Origin of the sequence: Chryseobacterium mucoviscidosis (assembly GCF_002177115.1) — a bacterium.
Classification (GTDB): Bacteria; Bacteroidota; Bacteroidia; order Flavobacteriales; family Weeksellaceae; genus Chryseobacterium; species Chryseobacterium mucoviscidosis.
The window spans coordinates 85,803-107,573 of record NZ_MVAG01000084.1 but is presented as its reverse complement, the minus strand read 5'-3'; the positions used below and the strand labels follow the sequence as shown (position 1 = coordinate 107,573).

Below are 21,771 nucleotides of genomic sequence, written 5' to 3'. Positions count from 1 at the left end.
AACAAATGTCAAATAAAAATAAATCAAGTAGATTTAATAAAATAACCATCGGTTTAGCTTCACCCGAATCTATTCTTCAGGAATCGAGAGGGGAGGTTCTTAAGCCGGAAACTATTAACTACAGAACGCATAAGCCTGAAAGAGACGGTTTGTTCTGTGAAAAAATCTTTGGTCCTGTAAAGGATTACGAATGTGCTTGTGGTAAATACAAGAGAATTCGTTACAAAGGGATCGTTTGTGACCGTTGTGGAGTAGAAGTTACGGAGAAAAAAGTACGTAGAGAGAGAATCGGGCATATCAATCTGGTAGTTCCAATTGCGCACATCTGGTATTTCCGTTCTTTACCGAACAAAATCGGTTACCTTTTAGGAATTCCTTCCAAGAAATTGGATATGATCATCTACTACGAAAGATATGTAGTGATCCAGCAGGGTATTGCTAAAAAATTAGACGGTTCTGATTTCGAAAATATGGAGTTCTTAACTGAAGAAGAGTACCTTGATATCATGGAAACTCTTCCGATCGAGAACCAGTATCTTGATGATTCCGATCCGAACAAATTCATCGCTAAGATGGGTGCGGAAGCGGTTGAAGAATTACTAAAAAGAATCGACCTTGATGCATTGTCTTTCGACCTGAGACACAAAGCACACAACGAAGGTTCAAAACAAAGAAGAACGGAAGCTCTGAAAAGATTGAACGTTGTAGAAGCATTGAGAGGTGCTAATACAAGAATGATCAACAGACCGGAGTGGATGATAATGCGTGTACTTCCTGTTATTCCACCAGAACTAAGACCATTGGTTCCGTTGGATGGGGGACGTTTCGCTACTTCCGATTTAAATGACCTTTACAGAAGAGTAATCATCAGAAACAACCGTTTGAAGAGATTATTGGAGATCAAAGCTCCGGAAGTAATCTTAAGAAACGAGAAGCGTATGCTTCAGGAATCTGTAGATTCACTATTCGATAATACAAGAAAATCTTCAGCCGTAAAATCTGAATCAAACAGACCGTTGAAATCACTTTCAGATTCATTGAAAGGGAAGCAGGGTCGTTTCCGTCAGAACTTATTAGGAAAAAGGGTAGATTACTCTGCGCGTTCCGTAATTGTTGTAGGTCCGAACTTACAGCTTCATGAGTGTGGTATTCCTAAAGATATGGCTGCGGAATTGTACAAGCCGTTCATCATCAGAAAACTGATTGAAAGAGGAATTGTAAAAACAGTAAAATCTGCTAAGAGAATCATCGACAGAAAAGAGCCGGTAGTATATGATATCCTTGAAAACGTGATGAAAGGTCACCCTGTTCTACTGAACAGAGCACCTACGCTTCACAGATTGGGTATTCAGGCATTCCAACCTAAGATGATCGAAGGTAAGGCAATCCAGCTACACCCATTAGTAACTACGGCCTTCAACGCCGATTTCGATGGTGACCAGATGGCGGTACACTTACCGTTAGGCCCTGAAGCGATCCTTGAAGCTCAGTTATTGATGTTAGGTTCTCAAAACATTTTGAACCCTGCAAACGGTTCTCCAATTACGGTACCTTCTCAGGACATGGTTCTTGGTCTTTATTTCATGACCAAAGAATTGAGTTCTACAGAAGATATGAAAGTAAAAGGTGAAGGTTTGGCATTCTATTCTCCTGAAGAAGCGGAAATCGCTTATGCGGAAGGAAGAGTATCTTTAAATGCTAAAGTAAGATGTAGACTTCCGGTTAAAGAAAACGGAGAAATCGTAACAAGATTAATCGAAACTACGGTAGGTAGAATCTTATTCAACCAGATTGTACCAAAGCAGGTAGGATATATCAATGAGCTTTTAACGAAGAAATCATTGAGAAACGTTATCGGTAAAATTCTTGCAGATACAGATTTCCCTACAACAGTGAAATTCCTGGATGCAATGAAAGACTTAGGATATTCAAACGCATTTAAAGGAGGTCTTTCCTTCTCATTAGGAGACATCGTAGTTCCTGTTGAGAAAAAGCAGATGATTGCAGATTCTATTGGAACAGTAGATGAAATTAGAGCCAACTATAACATGGGTCTTATTACAGATACAGAACGTTATAACCAGGTAATCGACGTTTGGACTACAACCAACGCCAACCTTACCGAGATGATCATGGGAAGAATGAAAACTGACCAAGGTGGTTTCAACTCTGTATACATGATGCTTGATTCCGGAGCGAGGGGTTCTAAAGAACAGATCCGTCAGTTATCAGGGATGAGAGGTTTGATGGCAAAACCGCAGAAAGCCGGTTCTACCGGAGCGGAGATCATCGAAAACCCGATTCTTGCCAACTTTAAAGAAGGTCTTTCCATTCTAGAATACTTTATCTCTACCCACGGTGCCCGTAAAGGTCTTGCGGATACCGCTCTTAAGACTGCCGATGCAGGTTACTTAACGAGAAGATTAGTAGACGTTGCACAGGACGTTATCGTTACAGAAGACGACTGTGGAACTTTAAGAGGTACAGAAGTTACCGCACTTAAGAAAAATGATGAGATCGTTGAAAGAATCTCTGAAAGAATCTTAGGTAGAGTTTCATTACATAATATCTATGATCCTGAAAGTGATGAATTAATTGCTGAAGCAGATCAGGTAATCAGTGAGGCGTTAGCGAAGAGAATCGAAGAAGCAGGATTAGAAGCAGTTGAAGTTCGTTCGCCACTTACTTGTGAAGCTAAAAAAGGAATCTGTGCGAAATGCTACGGTAGAAACTTAGCAACAGGGAAGATGATCCACATGGGTGAAGCAGTAGGTGTAATTGCAGCGCAGTCCATCGGGGAACCGGGAACTCAGCTTACGTTGAGAACCTTCCACCAAGGGGGTACTGCAGGAAACGTATCAGAAAACCCATCAATTGTTGCAAGAAGAGACGGTATCGTTGAAATGGATGAGGTAAGAACCATTACTTCTGAAGATGAAAACGGTAACACTGCTGAAGTTGTAGTTTCCCGTTCAACAGAATTCAGATTAGTTGCTGATAACGAGTCCAGAACTCCGTTAATGGTAGCTAACGTACCTTACGGTTCCATATTATCTGTAAAACCGGGTGATAAAGTGAAGAAAGGCGATGTAATCTGTAAGTGGGATCCGTATAACGCGGTTATCATTGCAGAAACTGCTGGTAAGGTAGAATATGAAGACATCATCCAAGGGGTTTCATTCCAACTGGAGATTGACGAACAGACAGGATTTGAAGAGAAAGTAATTTCCGAATCCAGAAATAAGAAAGCCGTACCTACCTTGAAGGTGGTAGATTCTAAAGGAGTTGAACAGAAAGCGTACAACTTACCGGTAGGAGCCCACTTAATGGTAAATGATGGTGAAAAAATTAAGGCTGGTAAAGTCTTAATCAAAATCCCGAGAAAATCTGCAAAAGCAGGGGATATCACCGGAGGTCTTCCGAGAGTTACCGAATTATTCGAAGCAAGAAACCCTTCAAACCCGGCGGTGGTTACAGAAATCGATGGGGTAGTTTCTTACGGAAAAATCAAGAGAGGTAACCGAGAATTGATCGTTGAAGCTAAAACTGGAGAAAGAAAAATTTATTTAGTTAAATTATCCAACCAGATTTTGGTACAGGAGAATGACTTCGTAAGAGCTGGTTCGCCACTTTCCGACGGTTCCATTACTCCGGACGATATCTTAAGAATCAAAGGTCCAACTGCGGTTCAGGAATATTTAGTAAATGAAATTCAGGAAGTTTACCGTTTACAAGGGGTAAAAATCGACGACAAGCACTTCGAAATCATCGTAAGACAGATGATGACAAAAGTATCTATCGTTGATGGAGGTGATACTCAGTTCCTTGAAGGTGCTCTTGAGCATAAATATGACTTCTTGGAAGAAAACAACAGAGTATTCGGTCTGAAAGTCGTAGTAGATGCCGGAGATTCTAAAGTATTCCAGCCGGGGCAGATGATTACAGCAAGAGAATTAAGAGACGAAAACTCTAAACTTAAGCGTGAAGATCAGGCTTTAGTTGAAGTAAGAGAAGCTTTACCGGCTACAGCTACACCTGTATTGCAAGGTATTACAAGAGCAGCTCTTCAGACGAAATCGTTCATGTCTGCAGCATCGTTCCAGGAAACAACTAAGGTTCTTAACGAAGCAGCAGTTGCCGGAAAAGTAGATGATCTTAACGGTCTTAAAGAAAATGTAATTGTAGGACACAGAATTCCTGCAGGTACTGGTCTTAAAGAATACCAAAATGTGATCGTAGGTTCTAAAAAAGAATTCGAAGATCTTAACTAAAAATAATGATTCGGAAATTTGAGGTTTGAATTTATTTTTATATTTTCACAACCTCAAAATTTCGAATAAAAAAATATTTTATAACAATGGACAACAATCAAAATCCACAAGACGGAAACATCAACATCGAATTAAACGAAATGGTAGCAGCGGGGATCTATGCTAACTTAGCTTTAGTAAACCACTCTCCATCTGAGTTTGTAGTAGATTTCATCCAATTAATGCCGGGAGTACAGCAAGCTAAAGTAAGATCAAGAGTTATCCTTGCTCCGCTTCACGCTAAGAGAGTACTTTCTGCTCTTCAGCAAAACATTGCTAACTACGAGCAGCAATTCGGAGAAATCAAAGAAGTTGAGCCTTTCGTATTAGGAGGAAACAACGTAAACGCTTAAGATTTACTCTCAAAAATAAAGAAAGCTGTTTCACAAAAGTGGAGCAGCTTTTTTCTTTTAAATGATGAATAGTTTCGCATTCTCTTCATTCTTATATTGATATTTTTTTAAATTTGTTTTTAGAAAGGATATAAAGAATATGATCAATAATCAGTTTATTATTAACAAATTTGGCTTTTTAGGAAATGATTTTTTAAAAGAGCTGGATAAACACGCCATCGTTACAGAAATTAGAGCAAAAACCGAGATCGTAAGAGAAGGACAGAAAAATAAATTTGTTCCGTTTCTTATTAAAGGTTCCATAAGGGTTTTCAGCCTGAATGACGGTCGAGAACTGATCTATTATTACATCCGTTCTAATGACAGTTGTCTCATGACATTCTCCTCAATCTTTACAGATTGCACAAGTCGCATTTACGCCGTTACGGAAGAAGACTCCGAAGTATTGTTATTCCCGGTGTCTGTTGTCCATGAATGGCTCATTAAGTTTCCGGAAATCAACAGGCTTTTCTATTCAGAATACGACAAAAGATTTATTGATGTGATGAATATGGTAAATGATGCCGTTTTTCATAAGTTGGATAAAAGAGTTTTAAACTATATAAAACAACAGATTTCAGCAACCGGAAACAATCCCATCAAACTTACCCACAGAGAAATTGCAAACAGTTTGGGAACTTCAAGAGAAGTAGTAAGCCGTGTTCTTAAAAAAATAGAAAACGAAGGCGAGATTATTCAGACCAAAGAAGGCATAAAAATACCTGTAAATGAAAATGTTAGTCAAGGCTAATAAATGATATTTAATTATTTTAACATTTTCATTGATAAAAACAATACAGTCGGTGACTTTTATCACACAATTGTAAGTCGATAAGTCGATAAGTTTGTTGTACTAATTTAAATAAATGTGTATGACAAAAACTCTCTTATTTTTGTCAATGTTTGCTTCAGTTTTTTCCTTTGCACAGGAAGACCTGCTGAAAGATATTGATACCGTTCAGACGAAAAACACCGATGTTTCCCAACCCGCTTTTAAAGCTTTACAAATTGTAACCGGGCAATCTACCAAACTTCCCGCAAAGAATGAATGGTATATTGTTGTGGCGCACCGCTTCGGTGATGTAAGCAAAGGTTTTAAAGACTTCTTCGGGCTGGATGATGCTTCCACAAAACTCGGAGTTATTTATGGCATTACGGAAGGGATTTCAGTAAGCCTTTCCAGAGAAACCAACCTGAAAACTTTTGAGGGCGGTGTAAAATACAGACTTGTAAAACAGAATGAAAACGTGCCTGTAGATATTGTAGGCTATAATGTTTTGGCAGTAAATACAGATCTCAGCAAAGATAATTATCCACATCTTCAGTTTGGGGACAGACTTTCTTATCTTACACAGGCTTTAATTTCCAGAAGGTTCAGCGATAAATTTTCTCTTCAGTTAACACCGTCATACGTTCACAAAAACCTTTACGAACCTACTATTGAAGACAAAAACCAGTTTTTGGCAGGTTTGGGAGGACGTTATAAAATCTCCAAAAGAGTTTCTATTAATGCAGAATATTTTGTGAATTTCGACAATCACAGTTTCTACAAAAATCCGCTTTCTTTAGGGATGGATATAGAAACCGGGGGACACGTGTTCCAGCTTTTATTCACCAATTCCCAACTCAATTCGGATATTGGTTATCTAACCAATGCCGCCGGAAAATGGGATAAAGGGCAGATTTTCTTTGGGTTTAATCTTTACAGAGTATTTTAGAGTATGAAAAAATTGATATACATCGTTTCATCAGCATTAGTATTAACGGCTTGTGAAAGCAGAACATATGAGGAAATTTCGGATAATACTCCGATTGCAGAAGTGGTAACTTACAATAAAGATGTGAAGCCCATTATGGATGCCAATTGCGTGAGCTGTCATTCACCGGGAGTTCAGGCGCTGGCAAACTACTCTCAGGTGAAAGCAAATATTGATAACGTTATAGACAGAATAAGCCGCGCTAACGGAGATCCTTTAAAAATGCCTCAAGGCGGAAGTTTATCGCCCTCACAAATTACGATCATCACGAAATGGAAAGCCGATGGGCTTCTCGAAAACTAAAAATTTAATATGAAAAAGCTAGTTTTACTCATTACAGCGTTATTCTTTACCAACTTTGCCTTTGCTCAGAAATATATGGCTAAAACAGGGAAAGTAACGTTTGAAGCATCTGTTCCTTTATTTGAAGATGTTTTTGCACAGGACGACAACAATGTGGCGGTAATTAATACCGATACTGGAGATTTTGCATCTGTTTCTGTGGTTAAAAATTTTCATTTCAAAACCAAATTAATGGAAGAGCATTTCAATGAAAGTTATGCTGAAACGGCGAAATATCCGAAGGCAACTTTCACAGGAAAAATTCTGAATTTTGATAAGTCTAAATTATCTGCAACACCTCAGAAATATACTGTTCAGGGAAAATTAAATTTTCATGGGGTGGATAAAGTATATAATTCTGCAGCTACCATTTATGCAAAAGACGGGAAAATTTATATGTCGGGTGGATTTGTAGCCAAAACAGCCGATCATAAAGTAACCATTCCGAAAATGGTATCTAAAAAGATTGCTGAAAACGTGAATGTTCAATACAATTATGTTCTTACAAAACAATGAGAAATGTAATTTTATGGATAGGAATGTTTCTGAGCTTTACGTTGACAAACGCTCAGGAAAAGGCAAAATCTATTTTTGATGTTGCCAGAAGCGGAACTATTGCTGAAATGAAAGACATGATGAAGCAGAATCCGGATATCATCAACCAGACCAACGAAAGCGGTTTTTCTCCTTTAATTCTGGCTTGTTACAGAGGAAATGTAGAGGTTGCCAAATTTTTAATGGACAATGTAAAGAACATTAATTATAAAAGCCGTGAAGGAACAGCATTGTCAGGACTTTCCGTAAAATATAACAAAGATCTGGTAACCTATATTTTAGAGAAAAAGGCAGATCCGAATATTGCGGATGCTACAGGATCGACCCCGCTATTTTGGGCGGTAAAATTCGGAAATAAAGAACTGACGGAATTACTGCTGAAATACAAAGCCGACAAAACCCTGAAAGATGCACAGGGAATGACTCCTTTTGAGTATGCTTTACAGACAAACAATAAAGAAATAATTAACCTACTTAAAAATTAAAATATGAAAAAAGTTTTACTTACATTATCAATGGCTCTTGCAATTTCTGTAGGAGCGCAGTTTTCGTCGGGTACAGTTAATTTATCGGCTGCTGCAATGACGGTGAAATTAGACACGAATGCAACTACCGCTACGCTTACTTTAACCGGAGACAGCAATTCAATGCTCGGAATCGGTTTCGGATCAAGCGGAATGGCAAACGGATCAGATGGATTTATTTACAATTCATCTTCAAACAGAGATTATACATTCGTAGGATTTTCCTCACCTTCTGCAGATGCTACGCAGGATTGGACTCAGGTTTCAAACACCGTTTCGGGAAGCACAAGAACAGTAGTAGCTACAAGATCTCTTGCCGGAGGAACCGGAGACTTTGCCATTCCTAATTCTGCGGGAACCATTAATATTTTCTATGCAAGAACTGCAGGAGGAACGGGAATATCTTACCATTCTTCAAACAGAGGCTACGCTTCTCTTACGATGGGAGCTGTTTTAGCAACCGGAGAAGTCGCTGCACAAAGTAAAAAAGTAGTTCTTTATCCAAATCCAGCAAAAGAAACCATTAATTTCAAAGATGCCGATAAAATAAAAAATATTGATGTTTTCGAATCTACCGGAAGAAAGGTAAAAACCATAAAAGCTGATGGAAAAGAAGTGAATATTTCCGACTTGAAATCCGGAAATTATTATCTGGAAATTACGTTGAAAGATGGTTCAACATCTTTTGAACAGTTAATTAAAGAATAAACGGAGACCACTGAAAGGTGGTCTTTTTTTATGAAAGATATAAAATGATAATTGTGACAAAAACGACTAATATAATTCCTGCTAAAGTATTTTTTAATCCCTCAGATTTAGGATGGGAACTGTATTTCTCGTTCATTCTTTCAGAATCGCAGTGGTAAATAAATATCCAGCGAACAAAATTTCCTAAAAGATCAAGTAAAAATTCCAATATTTTATATTTTAACCAAATATAAATATTCTTTATTTACACTCATTCTAAAAAATGCTTTTAATCTTTTTTTAACCGAAGAATCTTTTCTTTCAGGATTCTAGACCCTAATTTTGCAGAAAATATAAATCATGAAGAAAAGCCTTCAATTCTTACTGTTAATTTTTTCACTGACAGTTTTTGCCCAAAAAGATAATGTTGATACAGAAGAAGTTGTAGTTCCTGATCGTTACAATACGGCTGAAGCTCAGACAAAACCTTATGTCATCATGATTTCTACCGATGGATTCCGTTATGATTATGCTAAAAAATACAACGCAGAAAATCTGTTGAAATATTCCAATGAAGGAGTTCAGGCAAAAGCGATGATTCCTAGTTATCCAAGCATTACATTTCCCAATCACTGGACATTGATTACCGGATTGTATCCTTCTCATCACGGACTCATCGATAATTATTTCTACGATTATCAAAAGAAGGAAAGTTACGCCATGAGCGATAAAAAAAATGCTGAAGACGGAAACTGGTACGGCGGAACGCCGCTTTGGGGACTGGCTGAAAAACAGGGAATGCTTTCCGCTTCGTTAATGTGGGTAGGTTCTGCAAGTAATGCAGGAGGAAACAGACCTACTTATTATTATCATTACCACGAAAAATTCTCACCATCTGAAAAAGTGGACAAAGTAATCGAATGGCTAAAGCTGCCAATGGAAAAAAGACCACATTTCATTTCATTGTATTTTCCTGAAGTTGATGCAAGCGGACATCATTTCGGTCCGGATTCCAGAGAGGCGGAAGATGCTGTTCATCTGGTGGATGGAGCTATTGGCGAACTGGTTCAGAAAGTTCATGATTTAGGCTTACAAAATGTAAACTTCGTCTTTGTTTCAGATCACGGAATGATAAAAGTGGATGGAGGAAGTCCGTTAGAAATTCCCGCAATGCTTTTTAATAAAGAAAGATTTGATTTTTACAATTCGCAGACTTTATTGAGGGTTTACGTTAAAAATCCAGATGAGGTTAAAAGGGTTTATAAAGAATTAAAAGCTAACAAAACAGAAGATTATGAAGTCTATCTGGATAAAAAGCTTCCCAAATATCTTCATTTCTCAGCAAAAGATGACCAGTATAAAAGAATCGGACAGATTTTATTTATTCCCAATGCTCCCAAAATATTTTTGGAAAAAGGAAAAAAATCATCGGTTGGAAAGCACGGCTATAATCCGCAGATAGTTCCTGAAATGAAAGCCACATTCTTTGCGTGGGGACCGGAATTCAAAAATAGTATGGTGATCGATGAATTTCAGAATATCAACGTTTATCCTTTAGTTGCAGATATTTTAGGGTTGAAAATCGATCAGCCGATTGACGGAAAACTGAAGGTTCTGAAAGGGATTTTGAAAGAAAAGGAATAAATCAAGGTTGAGGTAAAGGTTTAGTTTAAATAACTCATTGCTAACAGTTTCGGCGAGCCAAAGGCTCGCCGAAACTGATTTGAATGTAATGATTAAATGACATAGGAAAATGGAGCGTTAAGAAAATTTAAATTTAGTCCATTAAGAAATTCCCACTGTTTGATGCGCGAGACAAATGTTAAATCAAAAGGCAAATCTTTAATTCGCGCAAGTTTTGGGAATTTTAGGATTAAATTTTAATGTTTAGCGGAAGTTTCCGAGTCTTGAATTTTTGTTTCTTTTGTTTCAAGACAAAAGAAAATTTGAATATCCGTTAAACAACCTATTACTTTGCACTGATATGAAAATCAATTATTTATAACAGGCACTTCGACAAGCTCAGTGTGACACCTCTAATACTAAACGCTTGATTTTTAGAGATGTCAAGCTGAGCCTGTCGAAGCTTTAGGTTAATAAACGGACAATCAATAAAGAAAAAGTTATAAAATAACATTAAGCATTAAATTTATCCGCAAACTCTTTCGCAAACTCCTCCAGTTTAATTTCGCCATCAACAATAGAACCATGTTCAATAAAATCCTTCTGAACAATTCCGGTACGGATTCCTCTTCCCATTTCCGTATACAATTCTGCCATTTCCTGTGGAACTCCTGCCTGAAGCATTCCGTGTAAAGAATCTTCATCTTTAAATTCTATCCAAGGAAGTTCCGGTTTTCCGATGGCATTTCCGAAAATATTTGCAAAATCCTGAGCTTTGCGAACATCGCTTACAATATATTTTACATGTTTGCCTTCAGAATTTTTTAACAGTTCTTCAGCAGCAGCTTTTGCAATATCTCTGGGATGAACCAATGGAACTTCCGTGTGATCCGGATAATTCGCGCCAAGAATTCCTGCGTTTTTAATCAGCGGAATATCATTAAAGAAGTTGATGTAGAAATATCCTGCTCTTAAAAAAGTGACGGATGTATTTTCCAGTTCATTATAGAATTTCTCAATAGCATGAAGACCTTTTATTGGTCCGTTTTCCACAGGAGATTCTGCTCCGATGCTGCTCAGCATTACGATTCTTTTAACTCCGGTTTGTTGAACGGCTTCAGCATATTTTTTTCCGGCGTTCGTCGTATTTTCAACAAGATTTTCAAATCCCATATTGGGTGGAGTCATCAGAAACGCGGCATCATTTCCTTTAAAAGTTTCAACTAAAAAGTTGAGGTCTGTAATAGAACCGATAGCGGCTTTGGCTCCCAGATTTTCAATTTCACTTTTTTTAGATTCGCTGCTGCTGATTACGGTGATGTCATGTCCTTCTGAAATTAATTGCTCTGCAAGAGGTTTTGCTACATTTCCCAATGAACCGGTGATGATGATTTTCATAATTTTTATTTTTTTGTTGATAATTATTTTTTTATTTCCTGATACAAAGGTATATTTGTACTTACTTTTATACAAGTACTTACCCTAAAGTATGTATTCATTATGATAGCCATAAAAGAAACATCCACCATTCAGCAGAATAAAAAATACGCACTGGATTCCTGTCCCGTAACGTATGTCATGGAAAAAATCGGCGGATTCTGGAAACCGATTATTTTATATCATCTTTCCAACGGAGACAAAAGGTACAGCGAACTGAAACGCGCCATTCCTGCGGTAACCGAAAAGATGCTGATTCAGCATTTAAAGCAATTAGAAAATGACGGACTGATCATCAGAACTGCAAAGCCGGTTGTTCCGCCCCATGTTACTTATGAACTGAGTGAGGCAGGAAAAGGTTTAATTCCGGTTATCAGTTCCATGGCAGAATGGGCATTTAAACATATGGAAGGAAAATATGACCATTTAAGAAAGGTAGCATTGTAAAAAATTAACCATCAGAAAAATTTAACCATCAGAAAGCTTAATTTCCATAAACCATAAACCATAAACCATAAACCATAAACCACCAACCGCCAACAAAAAAAGCCCTCCGAAGAGAGCCTCAGTTAACAATATACAAAGAATTACAAAGATTGCATATCAATTACGAAACGGTATTTCACGTCGCTTTTCAGCATTCTGTCATACGCTTCATTAATATCCTGCATTTTGATTAATTCAATATCCGATACAATATTATGTTTTCCGCAGAAATCCAAAAGTTCCTGAGTTTCGGCAATTCCTCCGATTAAAGATCCGGCAACCGAACGACGCTGGAAAATAAGCGGTCTTGTACTTGGAGCTTCATTTTCGAATTCTCCTACAAATCCTACCATAACCAGAGTTCCGTTTAAAGCAACAGTCTGCATGTAAGGATTAATGTCGTGTTCATAAGGAACAGTATCAATAATCACATCAAATTTCCCTTTTACAGCATCCATCTGATCCTGCTCCGTAGAAATCACCACATGATCTGCTCCCAGTTTTTTAGCATCTTCCGTTTTTCCCGGAGTTCGCGAGAATAATGTTACTTCAGCACCCAAACCTTTTGCCAGTTTAATCGCCATGTGTCCCAAACCTCCCAAACCTACAACAGCAACTTTAGAATCAGGACCTACATTCCAGTGTCTTAACGGAGACCATGTTGTAATTCCTGCGCAAAGAAGAGGAGCAACAGCCGCTAAATCTAAATTTTCAGGAACACTTAATACGAAATGTTCATCTACAACTACTTTCTGAGAATATCCGCCGAAAGTATGACCTCCCAAATGTTTGTCCGGTCCGTTGTAAGTTCCTGTGAAACCATTCTGGCAATATTGCTCAAGATCGTGTTTGCAGCTTTCGCACTCGCCGCAAGAATCTACCATACAGCCGACTGCCGCAAGATCTCCGACCTTAAATTTAGAAACTTCATTTCCTACATTTGTAATTCTCCCTACAATTTCATGTCCCGGAACCACAGGATACATTGATCCGCCCCAGTCGTTTCTTGCGGTGTGAAGATCGGAGTGACAAACGCCGCAGTATAGAATTTCAATTTCTACGTCTTTTGCCGTTACTTCTCTTCTTGCAATATTTAATTCCTGTAAATCGGCAGTCTTGGATTCTGCTCCGTAAGCTTTTACTGTGAATGTACTCATTTTGTTTAGTATTAATTATTTTGATTAGTTTATTCTTTGATTCAGAATAGGAAATTCGTTATTTTCTTAGCTGCAAAATTCGAACCTTTTAGAACAAATCATCTTATATAAATTACGGAAAGATGTACCAATTTTACAGACGAAATAAAACGTAGGATTAAAAGTGGTAATTTTGAAAAGCAATTAAAATTTACTTCATGAAAAATCAGGAGGTTGAAATCTACAATACGGTTTCAGAATACAATAAAATGCTGAACCATGAGACGTTACATCCTTTGGTAAGTGTAATCGATTTTTCCAAATCCGATCCTATTTGTCAGCATTTGAGACAATTTGGTTTTTACACGGTCTTTTTAAAAGATGTGATGTGCGGCGATATGCAGTACGGAAAACACAGCTACGATTATCAGGAAGGAACATTGGTTTTTATCGCTCCGGGACAGACGTACGGAATTTCTAATGCAGGTACCTACATTCAGCCAGCCGGTTTTGCTCTTATTTTTCATCCTGATTTATTAAAAGGAACCAACCTCGGAAAAAATATCAAAGACTATAATTTTTTCTCCTATGAAGTTCATGAAGCACTGCATCTTTCAGAAAAAGAAAGAGAAATTATTCTTGAATGTTTTAAAAATATCAAGCACGAACTGGAACAGACAATTGATAAACACAGTAAATCTTTAATTGTAAATAATATCGAGCTTTTCCTGAATTACTGTATGCGGTTTTACGACCGACAGTTTATCACCAGAGATCATATCAATCAGGGAGTCATCGGAAAATTTGAAACTCTTCTGAACGATTATCTCACCTCCGAAAAGCCTAAAAATATAGGCTTTCCTATGGTAAATTACTTTGCAGAACAGCTTAATCTTTCAGCGAATTATTTTGGAGATTTAATTAAAAAAGAACTGGGTGTTTCCGCTCAGGAATTCATCCACAATAAACTGATTGATGTGGCAAAAGACCAGATTTTCGATTCCGCCAAATCCATCAGTGAAATTTCGTACAATCTGGGGTTCAAATATCCGCAGCATTTTACAAGGCTTTTTAAAAGCAAAGTAGGTGTTTCCCCAAGTGAATATAAATCTTTAAACTGATTGGTTGAAGCAAAAACCAGAACAATATTTCATGGCTTACTTAAGTGATTTTAAGAATTTATTTGTGAAAAATTGTCTACAACAGGGACATTGATGTTTCATTAAATTGAGAAAATTACTACATTTAAAAAGCAGAAAAATTTTGTTTCATCATGACGCTACAGCAAAATACAGGAATTCATACTTTTCATACTTCTATCGGTAAAATCTCTGCAATAAAGACAAACGGGGTGATCAAAGCGAAAAGCATCCGTTACGCGAGATCAGAAAGATATAAAAAGCCCGTTCCTGTAGAAGATATTCAGACTCACGAAATTCCGGATAAAACACCGGTCTGTCCTCAACACATCAGTCCGTTACTTGAAAGATTGATCCAGAAAACGAATGTAGAACATTTCGAACCCGATGAATCTCCTCAGTTTTTAACAATTACCCGTCCGGAAAATTTTGAGGCAAATGAAAAACTTCCTGTGGTAGTCTGGATTCACGGAGGTTCTTATGAAATTGGCTGCGGAGATCTGCCCACTTCCGATCCTTCGGTTTGGGTGAAAGAGCAGAATCTTATTGTTGTTTCCATTACATATCGTCTCGGACTTTTCGGATTTTTGGGAGGAAACGAAGAAAGACCTGCCAATTTAGGTTTGTTTGATATCATGGAATCTCTGAAGTGGATTCAGAAAAATATCCACAGTTTTGGCGGAAATCCGGAAAATATTACCCTTTTCGGGCAGTCTTCCGGAGGCGATGCAATTGCACATCTGATGATTTCTGAAGGAATTGACGGTCTGTTTAAGCGGGCAATTATCCACAGCGCACCGCTTGGTTTCAGGATAAAAAGAAGTAAAATGTCTTTAGAATTTTTCAGGAAGACCGATTTTCTGAAAGATGAAAAAGATCCCCTGAAAATGGTGGATGAATACGTGAAATTTTTACCGTCATTCAGAAAATATGGTTTAAAAACGGCGATGCCTTTCTGTACGCAATATGGTTTTGCTCCTTTATGCACGGAAGAAGAAAGTCTGCCAAAATGGAAAGAAAATGCGAAAAAATATGATGTATTGATCGGTTCCAGTCATGACGAAACTGCTTTTTATGTAAAAACGGCTCAGGAAGGACTTTACACCTATCTCCACGAAAAAATTCTCAACAAAATCGTTCGTAAAACAACGGAATCCATTTATGAAAAACCGGCAGAGATTTTTGCTGAAAATTATGCTTCGGGTGGTGGAAATATTTATCAGTTTAAAATTAAGTCCGTTCTGAAAAACAATTATATCGGAGCTTCCCACTGTGTAGATCTTCCTTTGATTTTCGAAAATCAGGAAGCATGGAAATCGGCAGAACTTTTAAAAGATGTTCCGTGGAAGCACATTCAGGAAAACGGAAAAAAACTTCGCGCATTGTGGGCGGAATTTGCAAGAACAGGAAAAATTTCCGATCATTCAGAACGACCGGAAATTCTTGAAATCCGAAAAGTTTAGTTTTATTTTTAAACACGAATACTACGAATTTTCTACATTTTTTAAACACAAGTGTCAAAAATATTTTCATGAATAATACAATTGAATTTTAGATAGCTTCATTTAAAATTATGCTATTTGCAAAAGTATTCATGTCATTTGTGAAAGCCATTTGTGATATTCGTGTTCAAATTATTCAGCAAGCCAGACACTCACATTTCCTGCCGGAACCGGGAAATTTCCCCAACCGTTTTCATCGATGGTAATTTTATCCTCAAATCTTCCCAAAGCATCATAAAACGTTTGTCCGATGTATCTTTCTCCCATTTCCATAGGTTTTTCGTACGCGTCTTTATTGCTTAAGACAACCGCACATCCGGAATGTTCCTCATCACCTTCACGAACCCATCCAAGACAATTGGCATCCTCAAAATAATCTCTCTGTTCACCGTAAGCATTGTTTTTTCGGGCTTTCAGAAGTTCTTCAATGCCATCCACTTTATTTAAAAATATTTCCTGATCATTGCCTTCCTTATCTTTATCCACATAATGCGCTCCGTAGAGATCCGGATAAAACACACACGGATAACCGTCTTTTCTCAGCAGAATCAATGCATACGCCAAAGGTTTGAACCATTCTTCAACTGGAGCTTCAAGATCCTGTAAAGGCTGCGTGTCATGATTATCCACAAGACTTACCGAGTGAAGCGGATCTGCCTGAGTAAGACTTTCGTCAAAGATTCTCCGCAAATCGTAAGAATTTCCTTCGTTGGAAGCGGTGTGAAAATTATTCTGTAGCGAACTGTCGAACAGACTCATGCATCCTTCGGTAACTTCTATGTATTTCTGCAAGAGATTCAGATATCCGGGAGCCCAATATTCGCCGACCGCAAAAATATTTTTTCCGGTATTGGAACGAAGCAAAGTAAGCCATTCTTTATAAAAATCAAATGAAATATGCTTTAAGGCATCCAGTCTCACGCCGTCGAAATCGGTTTCATCAAAGTACCATTTTGCCCAGTTGTTCAGTTCTTCGCGCACGAACGGATTTCTGTGTTCCACATCATTGTACATCAGATAATCGTAATTTCCTTTCTCATCGTCGATCATTTCTTCCCAGTCGGTTCCGTATTCGTTTTTAATTTTAAAAATCTGCGAATCCATTCCTTCTGCATAATCCACGCCGCTGAAACAGGTGAAATTCCATTCAAATTCAGAAAATTTTTTATTTCTTCCGGGAAAGGTAAATTTGGTATAAGACTGTATTTCTATTTCATCCGAGATTATTTTTTCTCTGTTTTCTTCATCTACTTTTAATGCTTTAAAGGTTTCCAGTTCATCGCCGCCGCCTTTATGTCCAAGTACAATATCTACAATTACTTTAATATTGTTTTCTTTAAGCGCTTTTATTGCTTTCAGGTAATCTTCTTTCGTGCCGTATTTGGTGGGAATCGTTCCTTTCTGATCAAATTCTCCGAGGTCATAGAGATCGTAAGCATCGTAGCCAATAGAGTGACCTCCTGTTGCGCCTTTGTAAGCGGGCGGAAACCAGACGGATGTAATGCCGAGTCCGGCTAAATATTTTGCGTTTTGTTCTGCTTCTTTCCACAGCTTGCTGTCTCCTTCAGAATACCAATGGAAATACTGAATCATCGTTTCATTCATAAATTGTAAAATTTGGTTACTACAATTTAGTGAAAAAAAACGGATTATTGATCTTCGAATTCTTTAAACGGAATTTTTAGTTGAACAGAAACCTGTTTTTTTTCTTCGGTGTTGAGGTGGGAGAGAGATAATCCCAACAGTCTCACCGGTTTATCAAAAGGTCTTAATTCCCAAAGTTTTTTTCCGGTTTTAAGATATTGTTCGGCAGAGGAAAAATATTCTTCTTTGGTGATGCTTCTTGTATAGAGTGAGAAATCTTTGTATTTAATTTTTAAAGTTAAAGATCTTCCGAGAATATTATTTTTCTGTAAGCGCGTGTGAAGTTCTTCACTCAGGCTTTCCAGTTTTTCATTGACCTGCTGTTCATCAAAAAGATCTTCAAAAAAAGTTCTTTCTACCGCCACACTTTTCTGGATTCGGTGCGGTTTTACTTCCGAATGATGAATTCCGCGAACCACGTTGTAATAATAAGCTCCGGATTTTCCGAACAGTCTTGTTAAATCTTCAATGGATCTTTTCTTTAAATCTTTCCCTTTGTAAATGCCTAAGCTGAACATTTTATTAGCCGTTACTTTTCCGACTCCATAAAATTTTTCTACCGGAAGTTCTTCCAGAAAGCCTTCGATTTTGTCGGGATGAATGGTTTTTTGTCCGTTTGGTTTGTTGATATCTGAAGCAACTTTGGCTAAAAATTTATTCACAGAAATTCCGGCGGAAGCAGTAAGTCCGGTTTCGTCAAAAATTTTCTGACGGATCTCTTTGGCGATCTGATTGGCTGATTCCATTCCTTTTTTATTTTCTGTAACATCGAGATAGGCTTCATCCAAAGAAAGTGGTTCCACCAGATCGGTGTATTCGTAAAAAATTTCACGGATTTTTTTTGATATTTCCTTGTAACGCGCAAAACGCGGAGGGACAAAAATAAGGTGCGGACATTTTTCTTTTGCCGTTTTGCTGGGCATTGCAGAACGGACTCCGAATTTTCTGGCTTCGTAACTTGCCGCCGAAACCACACCACGATGTCCGCCTCCGACTGCAATTGCTTTTCCTTTCAATGCAGGATTGTCGTGCTGCTCCACAGAAGCATAGAATGCATCCATATCGACGTGAATTATTTTGCGCATGGGAAAAGAAGAATCCATACCGCAAAGATATGGATTCCTGTATTTTTAATTATTTTCTTTTGTCCTGAATTTATTTAATCGCAAGGATAGACAAAGATTTATAGAAATGAAATGTTTTTAAGATAAAACAAAGCCGTTTCACTTATTTTCGAAATACAATTGAATAAATTTTGTCTTACTTTATTTAAGCGAAGCGCCTTTGTATAACTTAAAATAATAGACAATATAAAAAATAAAGCTTTGTTTTACTTTGCGGTAAAAATAAGAATTACTTCAAAAGTTGATTAATTGTTGCCTGAATTTCAGGATCTTCAGGAGTAATGGCGTAATATTTTGCAATGGCGGATTTCTGATCGATCACCATATATCTCGGAATCCAGTTCAGATCAACATAATTATTGAAATCGTTTTTCCAGCCGGAGGAAAACCAGTAGTTTTCTTTGTCTTTCATTTCAAATTTTTCCAGACTTCTGTCAAAGCCTTCTTTGGAACGGTCTAAAGATAGAAATACAAAATCTATGTTTTTATTGTTTTCTTCCAGTTCTCTGGCTTTCGGAAGTGCATTTAGACAGTCTCTGCACCATCCTGCCCAAAAATCAATAACCAGAACTTTACCTTTATGCTGATCCAGAATCTGCTGAATGGTAACCGTTTTTCCGTCTTCATCTTCCAGCTTCTGCGCCAAAGCTTCTTTGGAGAAACCCTTTTTCAGAACTTTCGGCGCCTGTTGAGAATAGCCTAATCCGAAAATTCCCATCATTAATAGTAACAACAGTTTTTTCATGTTCAAAAAAATTATGTATGCAAATCTAGACAATGCCGTCCAATCTGGACTGATTTTTTGATGACTTTATAAGAATTGATTGGATTGAAGATTTCTATTGAATTTACAATTAAGAAATTCACAAATTTTATCGTTCTGAAAACATCGACAAATATTAAGTCTGTTTAAACTTTATTTAACCGCAAAAGTCACAAAAGATCTAATAAATTTTTTATTTAAAGTTGATTATTATAAATGAAAAAGAAAACAATAATTTTTAAAAATCTTTGATTTTTATTCTTTTGAGCGCTTTAATTATTCTGGAAATTCGCTTTAACATTATCTTTTGTCCCTTTTGCGGTTAATTCTGAAAATTAGTTGAAACAAGTTTATTGTTAATAATCTTAGGTTTACTAATAATTTTTCACCAAACCTTTTACCACTGCAATTACATTCGGCATGGCTGTATTGGCTGCGTTCAGAACTTCTTCGTGAGAAACGGAGTGGGCAATATCGGGACCGCCTAAATCGGTCACGACGGAAATACCAAAAACATCCATTCCCATATGTTTAGCAACGATCACTTCCGGAACGGTACTCATTCCTACAAGATCTCCGCCAATGGCTTTAATCATTCCGTATTCTGCGGGAGTTTCGAAAGTGGGTCCCTGTAAAGCTACATAAACACTTTGGTGGACGGTAATATTCTGTTCAGAAGCAGTATTTTGTGCAACGGAGATCATTTTTCTGTTGTATGGTTCGCTCATATCCACAAATCGGGGACCGAAAGAATCAATGTTTCTGCCGCGAAGCGGATGTTCAGGCATCATATTGATGTGATCCCGGATGATTGCAATATCACCGATCTTATAGCCTGGATTAATTCCGCCTGAAGCATTGGAAAGAATGAGATTTTTAATTCCCAACAGATAAAAAACACGGATCGGAAAGACCACCGTTTCTATTGAATGCCCTTCGTAGTAATGAAAACGACCGCTCATCATCAGAACTTTTTTTCCTTCCAGAATTCCGTAGATCAGTTTTCCGCCGTGTCCTGCAACGGTAGTCTGCGGAAAGTTGGGGATTTCACTGTATTCTAAAGTATGAATAGCTTCCACTTCATCCTGCAGTTTGCCTAAGCCGGAGCCTAAAACAATGGCAAAATCGGGAGTTTCTTTAATGATGTTTTTAACGAAATCTGCGGTCTGCTTAATTTTTTCTAACATAATCTAAGATGATTTGATTGAATTCTTCCTTTTTATCAATAATTACATTGATCGGCCAGTAGTACACAATATCTCTAAGATAATCAAAACTTTTCAGGCGCACGTAGTCTTTTTCAGTGGTTAAAATCAATTTATATTCCCCTAATTTTTTATATTCCGCTACGATATTTTTGATGTCTGCTTCCGTGAAATTATGATGATCTCTGAATTTTAAGTGTTTTACCCTTTGCGAAAATTTTGCAAGATGGGTGAGGAGAGGTTTAGGATTGGCAATTCCTGTAATTAAAAGAATATCATAATAATTCAGGTTGTTGTCGGGAAGCATTTTTTCTCTTCCGTATACATTTTCGTCGTATCCGATGGATGAAAAGAATACTTTTTGGGTACGATCCGGTCTTATTCTGGAAATGTAATACTGTTTGGTTTCCTCAGTAAGTTCATCGGGACATTTGCTCACCATGATGATATCCGCTCTTTTGGATCCGGCTCTGGATTCTCTTAAATCTCCCGCCGGCAAAAGATGATCTTTGAAGTAAGGATCATTAAAATCGGTCATCATGATGTTGAATCCTGCTTTTATCGCTCTGTGCTGCATTGCATCGTCAAGAACCAGAACATCAAGATCCATATCGCTGATTACTTTTTTGGCTCCGGGAACTCTTTCTTCGGAAACGGCGATTACAAAACGGTTTTTAAAACGTTCAAACAACTGCATGGCTTCATCGCCTACTGTTTTGTAATTGCTTTCATAATTCGTGACAGCATATCCTTTCGTAAGTCTTCCGTATCCTCTGGAAAGCACACCGGTTCTGTAATGCTTAGACAGGAAATGTGCAAGATACATCACCATCGGCGATTTTCCGCTTCCGCCCACAGAAAGGTTTCCGACACAGATTATCGGCGTTTTGAATTTCACAGATTTAAAAATTCCCAGATCATACATTGTGTTTCGGATACCCGTTACCATGTGATAACCGAGGGAAAAAGGATAGAGGTACCATCTTTTCATACGTTTGCAAAAATAGGAAATTTCGCAGGGATTTGGATGAATATGGGAGCTACTTTTCGATTTTTATTTAAAAAATCTGTTATTGATTATCATCAAATTAAAGTATTTTTGTAGAGTTATAATCTGCTGTGCATTTTAACTTGTCTTTCTGTAA

20 protein-coding genes are annotated in these 21,771 nt (G+C 37.5%); 12 read left to right on the top strand and 8 right to left on the bottom strand.

From position 1 onward, the window contains the following. Window positions 1-5: 5 nt before the first annotated feature. The 8 genes from rpoC (at window position 6) to B0E34_RS05030 (ending at window position 8,588) form a co-directional block, all read left to right on the top strand. Entirely contained in the window at window positions 6-4,271 is a 4,266-nt protein-coding gene (gene rpoC / locus B0E34_RS05065; RefSeq protein WP_087707479.1) for a DNA-directed RNA polymerase subunit beta', read from the top strand. 86 nt (window positions 4,272-4,357) lie between these two features. After that, window positions 4,358-4,663: a DUF3467 domain-containing protein gene (locus B0E34_RS05060; protein WP_029295596.1), complete on the top strand. Its 306-nt coding sequence runs from the start codon at window positions 4,358-4,360 to the stop codon at window positions 4,661-4,663. Between the two features lie 139 nt (window positions 4,664-4,802). Beyond that, window positions 4,803-5,453 carry a Crp/Fnr family transcriptional regulator gene (locus tag B0E34_RS05055; RefSeq protein ID WP_087707476.1) on the top strand — a complete coding sequence of 217 codons (651 nt, stop codon included), beginning with the start codon at window positions 4,803-4,805 and terminating at the stop codon, window positions 5,451-5,453. Between the two features lie 121 nt (window positions 5,454-5,574). Then, a complete protein-coding gene (locus B0E34_RS05050; protein WP_087707474.1) occupies window positions 5,575-6,420 on the top strand; it encodes a DUF5777 family beta-barrel protein in 846 nt (281 codons plus the stop codon). A 3-nt stretch (window positions 6,421-6,423) separates the two neighbouring features. Further along, window positions 6,424-6,762 carry a c-type cytochrome gene (locus B0E34_RS05045; protein ID WP_087707472.1) on the top strand — a complete coding sequence of 113 codons (339 nt, stop codon included), beginning with the start codon at window positions 6,424-6,426 and terminating at the stop codon, window positions 6,760-6,762. A gap of 9 nt (window positions 6,763-6,771) precedes the next feature. Further along, window positions 6,772-7,317, top strand: coding sequence for a YceI family protein (locus B0E34_RS05040; RefSeq protein ID WP_087707469.1), 546 nt, complete (start codon window positions 6,772-6,774; stop codon window positions 7,315-7,317). Then, on the top strand, window positions 7,314-7,841 hold the full coding sequence (locus B0E34_RS05035; RefSeq protein ID WP_087707466.1) for an ankyrin repeat domain-containing protein: 528 nt from the start codon (window positions 7,314-7,316) through the stop codon (window positions 7,839-7,841). Before B0E34_RS05040 ends, B0E34_RS05035 begins: the two co-directional genes overlap by 4 nt. Window positions 7,842-7,844: 3 nt before the next feature. After that, a complete protein-coding gene (locus B0E34_RS05030) occupies window positions 7,845-8,588 on the top strand; it encodes a T9SS type A sorting domain-containing protein (RefSeq protein WP_087707463.1) in 744 nt (247 codons plus the stop codon). A gap of 28 nt (window positions 8,589-8,616) precedes the next feature. Here B0E34_RS05030 and B0E34_RS05025 read toward each other — a convergent pair whose 3' ends face one another. Then, window positions 8,617-8,796: a hypothetical protein gene (locus B0E34_RS05025; protein ID WP_087707460.1), complete on the bottom strand. Its 180-nt coding sequence runs from the start codon at window positions 8,794-8,796 to the stop codon at window positions 8,617-8,619. A gap of 131 nt (window positions 8,797-8,927) precedes the next feature. Here B0E34_RS05025 and B0E34_RS05020 point away from each other — a divergent pair, with 131 nt between their 5' ends. Next, the gene (locus B0E34_RS05020; RefSeq protein WP_087707457.1) at window positions 8,928-10,211 is read left to right on the top strand and encodes an alkaline phosphatase family protein; all 1,284 of its coding nucleotides are present in this window, start codon (window positions 8,928-8,930) and stop codon (window positions 10,209-10,211) included. A gap of 492 nt (window positions 10,212-10,703) precedes the next feature. Here B0E34_RS05020 and B0E34_RS05015 read toward each other — a convergent pair whose 3' ends face one another. Next, on the bottom strand, window positions 10,704-11,588 hold the full coding sequence (locus B0E34_RS05015; RefSeq protein WP_087707507.1) for an NAD(P)H-binding protein: 885 nt from the start codon (window positions 11,586-11,588) through the stop codon (window positions 10,704-10,706). A gap of 102 nt (window positions 11,589-11,690) precedes the next feature. Between B0E34_RS05015 and B0E34_RS05010 the strand changes: the two genes are divergently transcribed. Further along, window positions 11,691-12,074, top strand: a complete 384-nt coding sequence (locus B0E34_RS05010; protein WP_087707454.1) for a winged helix-turn-helix transcriptional regulator — start codon at window positions 11,691-11,693, stop codon at window positions 12,072-12,074. 140 nt (window positions 12,075-12,214) lie between these two features. Here the strand turns inward: B0E34_RS05010 and B0E34_RS05005 are convergent, their stop codons facing one another. Continuing rightward, the gene (locus tag B0E34_RS05005; protein ID WP_076390724.1) at window positions 12,215-13,270 is read right to left on the bottom strand and encodes an NAD(P)-dependent alcohol dehydrogenase; all 1,056 of its coding nucleotides are present in this window, start codon (window positions 13,268-13,270) and stop codon (window positions 12,215-12,217) included. A gap of 197 nt (window positions 13,271-13,467) precedes the next feature. Between B0E34_RS05005 and B0E34_RS05000 the strand changes: the two genes are divergently transcribed. Both B0E34_RS05000 and B0E34_RS04995 read left to right on the top strand, forming a co-directional pair. Continuing rightward, complete coding sequence (locus B0E34_RS05000) at window positions 13,468-14,370, top strand: helix-turn-helix domain-containing protein (RefSeq protein ID WP_087707451.1); 903 nt, start codon at window positions 13,468-13,470, stop codon at window positions 14,368-14,370. Window positions 14,371-14,522: 152 nt separating this feature from the next. Further along, on the top strand, window positions 14,523-15,851 hold the full coding sequence (locus B0E34_RS04995) for a carboxylesterase family protein (protein ID WP_087707448.1): 1,329 nt from the start codon (window positions 14,523-14,525) through the stop codon (window positions 15,849-15,851). A 171-nt stretch (window positions 15,852-16,022) separates the two neighbouring features. On the opposite strand, the gene B0E34_RS04990 is transcribed toward B0E34_RS04995, so the two are convergent. From B0E34_RS04990 to lpxK, 5 genes are all read right to left on the bottom strand, one after another. Further along, entirely contained in the window at window positions 16,023-17,495 is a 1,473-nt protein-coding gene (locus B0E34_RS04990; RefSeq protein ID WP_087707445.1) for an alpha-amylase, read from the bottom strand. A gap of 44 nt (window positions 17,496-17,539) precedes the next feature. Next, window positions 17,540-18,637, bottom strand: a complete 1,098-nt coding sequence (gene dinB, locus B0E34_RS04985) for a DNA polymerase IV (protein ID WP_087707442.1) — start codon at window positions 18,635-18,637, stop codon at window positions 17,540-17,542. 250 nt (window positions 18,638-18,887) lie between these two features. Next, a complete protein-coding gene (locus B0E34_RS04980; protein WP_087707440.1) occupies window positions 18,888-19,403 on the bottom strand; it encodes a TlpA family protein disulfide reductase in 516 nt (171 codons plus the stop codon). Between the two features lie 392 nt (window positions 19,404-19,795). Next, window positions 19,796-20,608: a purine-nucleoside phosphorylase gene (locus tag B0E34_RS04975; protein ID WP_087707437.1), complete on the bottom strand. Its 813-nt coding sequence runs from the start codon at window positions 20,606-20,608 to the stop codon at window positions 19,796-19,798. Beyond that, window positions 20,592-21,617: a tetraacyldisaccharide 4'-kinase gene (gene lpxK, locus B0E34_RS04970; protein ID WP_087707434.1), complete on the bottom strand. Its 1,026-nt coding sequence runs from the start codon at window positions 21,615-21,617 to the stop codon at window positions 20,592-20,594. Before lpxK ends, B0E34_RS04975 begins: the two co-directional genes overlap by 17 nt. Window positions 21,618-21,771 lie beyond the last annotated feature (154 nt).